General features: G+C 44.6%; 10 protein-coding genes. 8 read left to right on the top strand and 2 right to left on the bottom strand.

The features are described from left to right. Positions 1-169 precede the first annotated feature (169 nt). The 6 genes from FFM80_RS14610 (at position 170) to tkt (ending at position 7,070) form a co-directional block, all read left to right on the top strand. Positions 170-700 (top strand): helix-turn-helix domain-containing protein, encoded by a 531-nt coding sequence (locus tag FFM80_RS14610; RefSeq protein ID WP_001748115.1) that lies wholly within the window; start codon positions 170-172, stop codon positions 698-700. Then, complete coding sequence (locus FFM80_RS01460; RefSeq protein WP_223877273.1) at positions 643-1,584, top strand: IS3 family transposase; 942 nt, start codon at positions 643-645, stop codon at positions 1,582-1,584. The genes FFM80_RS14610 and FFM80_RS01460 overlap by 58 nt, the downstream gene beginning before the upstream one ends. An 861-nt stretch (positions 1,585-2,445) precedes the next feature. Beyond that, entirely contained in the window at positions 2,446-2,637 is a 192-nt protein-coding gene (locus FFM80_RS01455) for a hypothetical protein (RefSeq protein ID WP_137639191.1), read from the top strand. 360 nt (positions 2,638-2,997) lie between these two features. Further along, the gene (locus FFM80_RS01450; RefSeq protein ID WP_137635154.1) at positions 2,998-3,189 is read left to right on the top strand and encodes a hypothetical protein; all 192 of its coding nucleotides are present in this window, start codon (positions 2,998-3,000) and stop codon (positions 3,187-3,189) included. Positions 3,190-3,564: 375 nt separating this feature from the next. Next, positions 3,565-5,034, top strand: a complete 1,470-nt coding sequence (locus FFM80_RS01445; RefSeq protein ID WP_137639190.1) for a BglG family transcription antiterminator — start codon at positions 3,565-3,567, stop codon at positions 5,032-5,034. Between the two features lie 47 nt (positions 5,035-5,081). Continuing rightward, entirely contained in the window at positions 5,082-7,070 is a 1,989-nt protein-coding gene (gene tkt / locus FFM80_RS01440; protein ID WP_137639189.1) for a transketolase, read from the top strand. Between the two features lie 458 nt (positions 7,071-7,528). Here the strand turns inward: tkt and FFM80_RS01435 are convergent, their stop codons facing one another. Continuing rightward, the gene (locus FFM80_RS01435; protein ID WP_137639188.1) at positions 7,529-8,230 is read right to left on the bottom strand and encodes an N-acetylmannosamine-6-phosphate 2-epimerase; all 702 of its coding nucleotides are present in this window, start codon (positions 8,228-8,230) and stop codon (positions 7,529-7,531) included. 149 nt (positions 8,231-8,379) lie between these two features. Here FFM80_RS01435 and FFM80_RS01430 point away from each other — a divergent pair, with 149 nt between their 5' ends. Next, the gene (locus FFM80_RS01430; protein ID WP_137639187.1) at positions 8,380-9,195 is read left to right on the top strand and encodes a MurR/RpiR family transcriptional regulator; all 816 of its coding nucleotides are present in this window, start codon (positions 8,380-8,382) and stop codon (positions 9,193-9,195) included. 66 nt (positions 9,196-9,261) lie between these two features. Beyond that, positions 9,262-9,930, top strand: coding sequence for a cupin domain-containing protein (locus tag FFM80_RS01425; RefSeq protein WP_137639186.1), 669 nt, complete (start codon positions 9,262-9,264; stop codon positions 9,928-9,930). A gap of 97 nt (positions 9,931-10,027) precedes the next feature. Here FFM80_RS01425 and FFM80_RS01420 read toward each other — a convergent pair whose 3' ends face one another. Beyond that, positions 10,028-12,421 carry a phosphoketolase family protein gene (locus FFM80_RS01420; protein WP_137639185.1) on the bottom strand — a complete coding sequence of 798 codons (2,394 nt, stop codon included), beginning with the start codon at positions 12,419-12,421 and terminating at the stop codon, positions 10,028-10,030. Positions 12,422-12,459 lie beyond the last annotated feature (38 nt).

The raw sequence follows: 12,459 nt of genomic DNA, 5'->3' as shown, positions 1-12,459 counted from the left end.
CTAAATCCAATGAACTATTAGAGAATATCACGCAACGTCTAAGCTGTTAATTGATTGATTATTTATATAATACGAGGTGACTAGGTTGTGAGCATTAACCCAAAAGCCATGACTATTCCTGGGTTGAAGTGAACCCCCGAGATTGGACAACAATCTCGGGGGTTTTACTATGACTAAATTTAATTTAGAGTTACGGATTTCTATTGTGACACAATATTTAACGGGTATTAGTTCCATTCAATTGGCCAGAAAATACCATGTTGCCAACAATGAAACGATTCTCCTATGGGTTCATCGCTTTAATCGTTTTGGCATTGCAGGATTAAAACCGAAACCTATGAATTTGGAATACTCTAGTGAGTTCAAGATAGAAGTATTAAACTGGAAACAACAGCACAAAGCTTCGCTTCCAGAAACAGCACTACATTTCAACCTCTCTTCACCAAGTACTATCTGGCAATGGCAAAGAAAGTTTGATTTAGAGGGGCTCAGTAGACTAAATAGAGTGAGAGGAAATCCAAAGACTATGTCTAAACATAAAAAAGTGACCAAACCCACAACGGCACAAATCCAAGCACGCCACGATAAAGATGAGTTAAAGCAACTCAAGCAAGAAAATAAGATGTTAAGAATCGAGAACGAATTTTTAAAAAAACTCGATGCCTTAGATCACGAAAAATCAGCTCACGAGAAACCGTGACCTTAATTGATGATCTGAGGCGGGTCTTCAAAACGTCGATTAGTTTTATCCTTAAAGCCGTTAAGGTACCACGTAGCACGTACTATTACACTAAGCACAGTCAGGGACGAAAATATGAGGATGACCAGGTTATCCAAGCCATTGATGAAATTCGGCAAACAGATGCCAAGTATACTCAAAAATACGGTTACCGTCGCATAACGTTAGTTATGCATGAACAGGGATTTAAAGTTAATCATAAACGCGTCCTCCGAATTATGAAGGAGCAAGGCTGGACATGTCAGGCCTTTAATAAGCAAACTCGCAAATATAACTCATACAAAGGAACTGTTGGTAGAATCGCCAAAAATAAGTTACACCGTCGATTCAAGACAGATCGACCATATCAAAAACTCGTCGCCGACGTTAGTGAATTTCGATACGGTCAGATGAGTCAAAGCGAGCGAATCTATTTAGAACCCATCATGGATTTATTTTCGGGTGAAATTTTGGCATTTAACATTAGCGCACACCCAACTCTTGAATTTGCGTTGAAACCACTAAAAGAAGCATTAGATGGATTACCTGAGCTTCCTTATAGAACAACGGTACACACAGATCAAGGATTTCAGTATCAACATAAACAGTGGCAAAAAACGCTTAAAACTCATCATACCTTTCAGAGTATGTCCCGTAAGGCGACTTGCTTAGATAACGCCGCCATGGAATCATTTTTTCATCTCATGAAAGCAGAGATGATGTATGAACACTTCGAAAATTCAGAAAGTCTCGCGCAAGCGATGACTGAATGGATTGAATTTTATAATAACCGTAGAATCAGGACCAAACTAAAAGGCAAGTCACCGGTACAATACCGAGAACTTGCCAATCAGTTAGCAGCTTAATTTAGTTGTCCAAACTTGTGGGTTCACTTCAGGTATGGAATAGTCATGGCTTTTGGGTTAAGCGGAGCAAACTGTTTTTTGTCGCCCATTTTAGCTATTAATATAACGACAAAAAGATCGGGATTAGTTGCGCTTGGTACAAGTTGGATATAATTGCCTGGAACGTGGTGGCTGCGGCTGTCAGTCAAAGTACGGTCTCACAAGCGGCTTTATCTAAGTTGCCAAATCACGACGAAGGTAAATAACACCGCTGAGCCAATTCTGGGCCGCCCGGCGTTAATTACTAGCTATCATGTTAATACGTTGTAAAAGGTAGGCGCCGATTTTAATGATTATCCAACGTAGTGGTTGCCTTTTGATTAAGTAGACTAGACTAAATGGTAAAGTTGACCGTAAATGAATAAACTCTTGGCGGTTGCGTTTAAAATCGGAAATACTAGGTTATTAATAATTGCCATCGCGATAGTTAGTAGCGTCGTGGTTATAATCACGACTAATTAAATTCAACCACAAAAAAAAGTCCGTTGTGAGGCAACGGGCTTAGGTTGTTTTAAAAGTACCAATCAACAATGAAACTTCTTAGGTCGCGTCATAATCAATAAGCGCACGTTGCAAGTATTGATTGAAGCCAAGGACTAGCGTGATGACAGTCATGCTAGTCCTTTTGTGTCGTCACACAAACGACCCTATACATATAGTATACGTAAATGTAGCGTTTAGTCAATTAAAGTCATACGGCACTTGGCTAAGTTTAAAACTGGAAACGTTAGGTTAAAAATAACCAGTGTAGTACAATTAAATTGGCAACAATTTCTGTGTGCGATTGCTGGTGGCGCGTCCTAAATATAGGAGGTGTTGCCAGTGGATGAGTATTTGCTTGGCAATTTAGTTAGGAGACGGGTCTTCAGTTTGTTCTTTATCAAGCTGAACGTCGCAAAAGCGTTGAGAGAATTTCGAAAATTAGTACACGACGTTCAGTTAGTATTGATCGTTGCTATGGTTATTGCCATTGCAATTATCGGTACTGTCATCGTGCTAAGCGCGACTAATTAGAGATCCAGCCACAAAAAAAGTCCGTTGTTTGTACCAACGGGCTTAAGTGGTTTTTAGCTTCATTTAGCAAGAAACTTCTTAGGTCGCGTCACAACCAATACGAGCACGAAGCAAGCATTGATTGAAACCAAGGACTAGCGTGATTCCCGTCATGCTAGTCTTTTTGTGTCATTACACAAACGACCCTATACATATAGTATACGTGAATGTAGCGTTTAGTCAATTAAAGTCATACGGTACTTGGCTAAGTTTAAAACTGGAAACGTTAGGTTAAAGATAACCAGTGTAGTACAATTAAATTGGTGGCAATTTCTGTGTGCGATTGCTGGTGGCGCGTCCTAAATATAGGAGGTGTTGCCAGTGGATGAGTATTTGCTTGGCAATTTAGTTAGGAGACGGGTCTTCAGTTTGTTCTTTATCAAGCTGAACGTCGCAAAAGCGTTGAGAGAATTTCGAAAATTAGCACATGACGTTCAGTTAGTATTGATTGTTGCTATGGTTATTGCCATTGCAATTATCGGTACTGTCATCGTGCTAAGCGCAACTAATTAAAGATTCAGCCACAAAAAAAGTCCGTTGTTTGTACCAACGGGCTTAAGTGGCTTTAAAATGTAATAATTATCAGAAGCTTCTTAGGTCGCGTCACAACCAATACGAGCACGAAGCAAGCATTGATTGAAACCAAAGGCTAGCATGAGTCCAAATCATGCTGGTCTTTTTGTGTCGTCACACAAACGATCTTACAGCTTTATTATACTTGATTACGTTTTCCAGTCAACTAAAGCAAAGCAGTATTGACGGTTGAGAAATGGCTTTTGGAGTTTAATGGGATCGCGTGATAAAATAGTGTCCATTAATCAGTGGACATTTAAAAGAAAGCGCTAACAATATTAACTGATATATTTGAAAGCAAGGAGGTCAGCCAGCATGCGCGCAACGACTTATCAAATGATTTTAACTTATTTAGCGAGTCAGTCACAGTACGTTAAAGCCCAGACTGTCGCGGATTATTTTGGGGTTTCTGCCAAAACGATTTATCGGGCTATTCGTTATCTTAATACGTTAATGGCTCAACCGGTAGTTATGACGGTCAAAGGGAAAGGGGTCAAGCTGACGCCTAATCTGGATCAGGCGGCTTTAACCACGCAATTGCAAGCAACGGGGTATCCAGCGGCGCAACGGCGACGATTGTTAGCTTTGGAGCTGCTCTATCGGTCACCTAATCATCAGCGTTTAGCGGACTGTGCGGCACACTTTTTCGTCAGTGAATCGGTTATTAGCATGGATTTGGTTAAGCTGGCGCAACAATTACAATCATTTCAATTGAAGGTCAGTCGTAGTGCGCATCATGTGACCATCCTGGGTAACGAAACGGCGGTACGTAAGGCAATCTTGGCACAAACTGATCAAATGCGTGCAATGCAATTAATGGATGCCAGTAGTTCTAACCGGGTTATGGAACCAGCTAATCAGATTGACGTCTTGTTCATTACGAACGAGATTGAAAAGATTGAACGGCTGCTCCAAATTAAACTACCGCATCCTTACGATATCAATTTGTTTACGCATTTGCATATTTTGGTCCAACGTACGCGTACGACCGGGACCGCCCGGCTTTCACAAGTGCAACTGACCGCCAATGAACAACAGTTGATTACTGCCAATGACACTGTTTATCAAGTGTCAAAAGTGATCAAGCAAGATATTGAACAGTTTTTAAACGTTAGCTTGTCGGCAGTAGAAGCGTTCTATGTGTTTGAGTATTTAATTTCGTCACATTACTATGAACGGCTACCCAAAGGGCAAACGCAATTACCGCTAACGGCGCAAGTGGTCGCGCGCTACCTCCAATTAGTCCCGTTATTTTTAACGCATCCGCTTGATTTTAGTCCGATTCGACCGGCGTTAACCGCGCATATTGGGCCAATGTTGAATCGACTGCAACAACAAATTGTGATGAAGAATAATCTGTTAACGGCTGTTCAAATGGAATATCCGCAACTGTTTGCGGCCGTGCAAAAAGCCTCGCTTAAAATCTCAGCGGAGTACCAGTTAGCACCGGTGCCATTAGATGAAGTTGCGGCGACAACGGTGTACTTTGCCACTGAAATGGAACGGCATCCGTATCAGCTGAAAACGCTAATTATCGGGGATACTCGGATTGGGACAGCCGAGTTATTGCGCAGTAAAGTCACGCGTTTATATCCGGAATTGCAAGTTGTGGGCGTGCAATCCAAGCGAGACTTTGAACAACATCCCGTCCCAGCCGTCGCGTTATTACTGGCGACGACATTGGTTGACAGCGACTTGCCAACGGTCATGATTAGTCCCATCTTGGGTGCTAGTGACCGGGCACAAGTTCGGCAAAAGATTCGTGAACTACGGGTGGCTCGTTAGTGAAGGGGCCACCCGCAACTTAAATGAAGTAAAGGTGGCTCAACAACATGCGATTTGATGAAATTGATCAGTTAGCCGTGAATACGGTGCGAATGTTAGGTATTGATAGTATTGAGGCGGCTAAGTCGGGGCATCCGGGGATTGTCTTGGGGGCTGCACCGATGAGTTATGTCTTGTGGAATTATTACTTAAAAGTTGATCCGAACCAACCGAATTGGGCTGACCGTGACCGCTTCGTCTTATCGGCTGGTCATGGTTCGGCGATGCTCTATAGTCTGTTGCATCTTAGTCATTATGAGGTCAGTTTAGACGATTTGAAACATTTTCGGAAGTTAGGGTCGAAAACACCAGGTCATCCGGAATATGGGGTGACGCCCGGGGTAGAAGCAACGACCGGACCATTGGGCCAAGGCTTCGGGATGGCAGTTGGGATGGCGATGACCGAAAAGCATTTGGCCGCGCAATATAATCGGCCAGGATTACCGATTGTTGATCACTATACCTATGTGGTCGCGGGTGATGGTGACTTGATGGAAGGGGTATCGCATGAGGCCGCTAGTCTGGCTGGCCATTTGAATTTGAATAAGTTAGTTGTTTTGTATGATTCCAATGATGTCGTGCTGGATGGTCCGCTCGGCAAGAGTTTTAGTGAGGATGTGGCAGCACGCTTCAAGGCTTACCATTGGAACGTCTTGCAAGTCGCTGATGGGACCGACTTGGCTGAGATTAGCGATGCCTTGCAAGCCGCTAAATCAAATCAACATGGGCCAACTTTAATTGAAGTTAAGAGTACGTTGGGCTATGGATCACCACAAGCTGGGACGCACAAAGTTCATGGGTCGCCATTAGGTCAGCAAACGACCGCCACTAAGTCAGCATTAGGCTGGGAACAACCGGCTTTTACGGTCCCAAGTGTGGTCGCGGATCGATTTACTAACGAAATTGTGGCTCGCGGCGAAACGGCCCAAGCAACTTGGCAAGCCTTATTCGATCGTTATCAGCAGCAACATCCGGTCTTAGCACAACAGTTCCAAGCAGGACTGATGAGTCAGCTACCAGCTAATTGGCAAACGCCTTTGCAAGCAGTGCCGGCTAAAGGGGATGAGGCTACTAGAGCTAGTAGTTCACGGGTCTTGCAAGCTGCTGCGCAAACAGTACCAAACTTATGGGGCGGCTCGGCCGATTTATCATCATCTAATAAGACATTCATCCAAGGTGAACAATGGTTTAGTAATAATCAGCCGTTGGGACGTAACATTGCGTTTGGCATTCGGGAGTTCGCGGAAGGTACGGTGATGAATGGCATTGCGCTACATGGGGGTACCCGGATTTTTGGCAGTACGTTCTTGGTTTTTGCAGACTATATGAAGCCAGCAATTCGCTTAGCGGCGTTGCAAAAGCTGCCCGTGATTTATATCTTTACGCATGATAGCATTGCGGTTGGTGAAGATGGGCCAACGCACGAACCAATTGAGCAAGTTGAAAATCTGCGTAGTATTCCAGGTCTGACGGTCATTCGACCAGCAGATTTGCGGGAAACCAAAGCCGCTTGGCAATTTGCATTAAGCCAAACGACGGGACCAACCGCCTTGATCTTATCGCGGCAAGCCTTACCACAATTGACGGTTAAGGCACCAGCGGCATTGCAATTGCTGGACGGTTATATTGCCGCGCCAGCCAAGCAGTCAGCGGCGTTGACAATTCTGGCAACTGGGTCAGAAGTCGGTTTGGGCTTACAAGTTCAAGCTGAACTTGCAGCCCAGCAGATTGATAGTCAGGTCGTTTCGGTACCGTCGTATGAACGCTTTAACCAGCAGCGTGAAGCTGATAAGCAAGCGCTGATTGGTGATTCAGGTCATCCGCGGGCGGCGATCGAATTCGGCGTCGGCAATTACTGGCACCGCTATGTTCAACAGCCGGAACTGGTCTTTGGAATTGATCAATTTGGTGCGAGTGGATCAGTGGACGAGGTGTTGCGCAGTTTTGAGATGACCCCAACCGTGATTGCTCAGCAGATTGTCGCGGCGATGGGTTAAAAAGGAAGTTTAAGGGTTAGAAGTCTTGATTCATAATGAATCGAGGCTTCTTTTGTGACTAGCTGAAGATTGGCGTGACTTGGCAAAAGTGTTGAAGCCGTTCGATCGATTAGATCACGACGTTCAGATTGTGCTAATTATCGCAGTGGTTATTGTCATTGCGATAATTAGTAGCGTCGTGGTTATAATCACGACTAATTAAATTCAACCACAAAAAAAGTCCGTTGTGGGACAACGGGCTTAGGTTGTTTTAAAAGCAACAAGATATTATAAAACTTCTTAGGTCGCGTCACAATCAATAAGCGTACGTTGCAAGTATTGATTGAAGCCAAGGACTAGCGTGATGACAGTCATGCTAGTCCTTTTGTGTCGTCACACAAACGACCCTACTCCTACATTATACGTGATTAGGACCACTAGTCAATTAAAAGACGATTCTGTTAAATGGGTTGATAGTCTTATTTCACTGCACCAACGGCATCAATAAAACGGGTAGCAATTTCAAGCGGCCGTGTAATCGCGCCCCCAATGACCATCCCGGCTGGATGCAAGCTAGCAACTTGTTGGGCCTGTTGCGGTGTGTGGATTCGGCCTTCCGCGATGACATCGATGTGATGATCGATTAATTGTTGAATCAGTTGCATATCTGGTCCGGCTAATTGCGGACTTTCAGCTGTATAGCCGCTTAAAGTCGTCCCAACAAAGTCAATGCCACACTGCCAAGCATTCAAACCTTCTTCAAGCGTCGCGGTATCGGCCATGAAGAGTTGGTGTGGGTATTTCGCTTTAACTTGGGCAATGAAGTCATTAATGGTTAAGCCATCATGGCGTGGACGTAAGGTACAATCGAGTGCAATAACGGCCACGCCAGTTGCGGCTAAGGCATCGACTTCCGCCATAGTTGCGGTGATAAAGGGTTTTTCGGGCGGATAGTCTTTTTTAATAATCCCAATAATTGGGAGATCCACTGCGGCTTGAATTTCTTGGATATCGCGAATTGAATTAGCGCGGATCCCAACGGCACCTGCTTGCTGGGCGGCCTTAGCCATTAACGGCATCACGCCCCCGGTTGGGCTATATAGCGGTTCGTTCGGCAGTGCTTGGCAAGAGACGATGACGCCGTGGCTTAGTTGTTTTAAAAGTTGTGGTTTAGTTATCATTCCAAAATCCTCCATTTTTAAAAATATATGGATTTTATCTCCAAAACAACCATAACATGTAATTGCTACTTGGTAAAGCGCTTTCTTGTTATTTTGGAGCAATTATCCAAGAATAGCGTATAATATGACCCAGAAGGATGGTGACGGAGATGCGTTATGATCACTTGATTCAGGAACATTATCCAACCTTAACGCGGTCAGAAAAAAAGGTTGCGGATTACGTCCTCAAGGTCGGCAGTCAGTTGATGTACGCCACGATGAGTGACATTAAAGCCGCCACCAAAGTTGGGGATGCCACGATTATCCGCTTTTGCCAGAAGTTAGGTTATAGCGGCTTTTCGGATTTTAAAATTGAAATTGCCAAGGAAGACTTTACCCAGCAGGAGCAGACGCGGCCGACTGATTATTACGATGAGATTAGCCAACACTTGCAGGAGGCTTTAACTGCGACGGCGAAGCTCATTGAACCGGCCAGATTGAATCAGGCCATCGATTTGTTGAGTCAAGCACACAAGGTCTACATTTTTGGGGTCGGTGGTAGTGGTCAGGTCGGGGCCTCATTTGCCGCGATTCTATTGCGTGTGGGTATTCAGGCAACTCCGGTTGGCGATCCGCATATTCAAGCTCAGATTGCGTCATTACTCGCACCTAGTGACCTAGTGATTGGCTTGTCATTGACGGGACGCACGAAGGACACGTATGATTCGCTGAAGATTGCTAAGGATAATGGTGCGCGGATTATTGCGATAACGAATAATCTAAATAGTCCGGTGGCTAGCTTAGGGGATGTCATTCTACAGACCGCGATTGAAGAGTTCTTAAACGGGGGCTCTGTAGCGGGGCGCATCTCGCAATTGTATATTTGTGACGTCTTGACGCAAGGGTATGAAAATCGCAATCAAGTGGATGCAGTGGCTTTGCGAGAGAAAGTTTTGCGGTCGATTATTGATAAAAGTATTGATTAAAAAGTGGCTAGTCTCAATCTTTATTTGAAGCTAACGCTTTTGTTCAGGTAGAAAGCGAGGCCCAAGATGTCGAAAGAATCAATTATCCCCAAACCAAACGGAACTGTTCAGGTAGATCTAGCTACTTTTCAGCAATGGCAACAAGTGATGACGATGATTAATGCGGCTAGTTGTGGTGCGACGGATCAACAAGTGCAATTCGATACGGCTAAGATCGAAAGCATGCTGACTTATTGTGTTGGGTTAACGCAACCGGGTAAAACGGCGCAGTTAGTGACTCGTGCGGCTAAAGCAACGGCTAAGCTGATTGTGTCGCCAACGGTTGCCGGCGGGGCCGACTTGCTAACTGATGACCAAGCCCATGCCAAGCAAAGCCAACTCTCGGAAGCAACCATGCACCGTTACCACTTACATGCAGGTGACGTGATTACGGTGACGTTGAGCGCCGATGGTCAGGTCGCTGAGCTGCAAAAAGTGGGCCGAGTTGACCTGCACAATGACTTGGATGGCTTAGCGCAAGCCGTCGTCGAAGCTGGTGATGAGCTTGGATTACCAGGCCATTTGGTCGTTAGTCATAATCAAACGACGACGTTAACGGATGGCAGCGGAATGCCATATCCATACGTGATTCCAGCAGCGGTCGTGACAGCGTTCAAGTTAAAAGCAGGTGACCAGGTTGATTTGCGTTGGTATCATGATGAGCTAATGACGATGCAGGTTATTTGGCGATACTAATTGAATAGCTGTACACAAAAACACCCGTATTCCACGCGATTAAGCGCTAAGTACGGGTGTTTCTGGTTAAATATTTAAGAAATTAGCAAAACGTGAGCTAGTTTAATGGTTCCCATTTCCAGTTTTCAACTTCTGGTAAATCCGTACCTTCAGCACGAATGAAGTCATGATGCTTGTCGAGCATGTCGTTCATCTCTTGAACAAGATGAGCACCCTTTTCAGCATAAGCTGGGGTTGCTAAGATAGCAGCCTTAACTAAGTGGAACCGGTCGAGTTCATTACGGACCCGCATATCGAATGGGGTGGTAATGTCGCCTTCTTCACGATAGCCATGAACGTGTAAGTTATGGTTATGACGATCGAAGAAGATCGTCTTTACTAAGTCATCGTAAGCATGGTATGCGAAGATAACTGGTTTGTCTTTAGTAAAGAATGAATCAAATTCAGCATCAGTCAAGCCACGTGGGTCGTCTTTCTTCAACTTCAAGATATCGACAACGTTCACGAAACGAATCTTCATTTCTGGGAAGGCTGCATGCAAGATTGAAACCGCCGCTAAACTTTCAGTGGTTGGTTCGGAACCAGCAGTTGCAAAGACAACGTCAGGTTCTTCACCATTGTCAGTACTTGCCCAGTCAACAACACCAAGACCATCGCGAACTAAGTGTTTAGCTTCGGTCATCGTGAACCATTGTGGACGTGGGTGCTTGCTGGCAATGATTAAGTTAATCAATTGCTTGCTTTGGATCGCCTTGTCGAAGGTGGCAATCAAGGTGTTGGCATCGCCTGGTAGGTAAGCCCGAACGTATTTGGTCTTCTTTTCAGCCAAGTGTGAGATGATACCTGGATCTTGATGAGAGTACCCATTATGATCTTGCTGGAAGGCCGTTGATGAGGCAATCACGTTAAGTGAAGGGACATCAGCCCGCCATGGGGTTTCTTCATGCGAGTTCCGTAACCACTTGAAGTGTTGGGTTAACATTGAATCCACAACGCGTAAGAATGATTCGTAACTTGCAAAGAAACCGTAACGACCAGTTAAGTTGTAAGCTTCCAACATCCCTTCGTCCATGTGTTCTGACAACATGGAGTCGATGATGCGGCCTTCAGGTGCTAATAAAGCATCGTTAGGTTCGTGGATTGGTTCTAGCCATTGACGCTTCGTGTCTTCAAAAGCCGCACCTAACTTGTTAGATAAGGTTTCATCAGGACCCCAACCACGGAAGTTCTTGTTATCTTTGTTTAATTCGATTAAATCACGGATATACTTACCAAGTTCAGTCATATCTGAACCGTCTTCTTTACCGTGATCTTTGTTATCTAAAGCATAGTCATCGATATTTGGTGTAATTAAGTCTTTGGTTAACTTACCACCGTTAGTAACGGGGTTAGCAGCCATCCGAGCATTGCCTGCAGGTACTAATGAAGCAATTTCAGGTTTCAAAGTCCCGTTTTCATCGAATAATTCGTCTGGCTTGTATGATTTGAGCCAAGCGACCAACTTATCGGCATGTTCCATATGGTTACGGTCGACAGGAATTGGAATTTGGTGAGCCCGGAATGACCCTTCGATTGGTTCGCCGTCCCAAGTCTTAGGACCAGTCCAGCCTTTAGGTGCGCGGAAGACGATCATTGGCCATTTAGGACGAGATTCATCATGGTTATCCTTGGCATTCTTACGAATAGCATGGATTTCTTCGATGACTTTGTCCAATTCAGCAGCCATTTCTTTGTGCATCTTAGCAGGGTCAGTACCTTCAACAAAGTGAGGATCCCAGCCTAAGCCCTTAAAGTAGTCTTCAAGTTCTTCATGTGATTCACGTGAAAGGACAGTTGGGTTAGAAATCTTGAAACCATTTAAGTTCAAGATTGGTAAGACAGTCCCATCGGTGATTGGGTTGATGAACTTGTTAACTTGCCAAGAAGTTGCCAATGGGCCAGTTTCGGATTCCCCATCACCAACAACGGTAGCGGCAATTAAGCCAGGGTTATCAAGAATAGCACCGGCACCATGCAAGATTGAGTAGCCAAGTTCACCACCTTCGTGGATCGAACCTGGTGTCTTAGGATCAGCATGGGAAGCCACGCCGCCTGGGAATGAGAATTGCTTGAATAAACGCTTCATCCCGGCAGTATCTTGGGTAATCTTTGGATAGGTTTCAGTATAAGTCCCATCTAAGTAGGAGTTTGAAACCATGACTTGGCCACCATGACCTGGTCCTTCAATGTAGAACATGTTCAAGCCATACTTATTAATGACCCGGTTTAAATGGGCATAAATAAAGTTTTGGCCGGCAATCGTCCCCCAGTGGCCGATTGGATGGACTTTAACGTCCGTAGCCTTAAGTGGTTCTCTTAATAATGGATTATTTAATAGGTAGAGTTGACCAACAGAAACATAGTTGGCAGCCCGCCAGTACGCGTCAACGCGGTTTAAGTATTCATCTGAAGAATAATCAACAGAATTGTCTTTGGTAATTGTTTCACTCATCGTTTTGCAACTCCTTTGCAAATCTTTGTTTTATTTAT

Source organism: Lactiplantibacillus dongliensis, from assembly GCF_005405105.1.
In the GTDB taxonomy this organism is placed as follows: Bacteria; Bacillota; Bacilli; order Lactobacillales; family Lactobacillaceae; genus Lactiplantibacillus; species Lactiplantibacillus dongliensis.
Note: the sequence above shows the minus strand (reverse complement) of the source record. Positions and strands in the feature narration are given on the sequence as shown.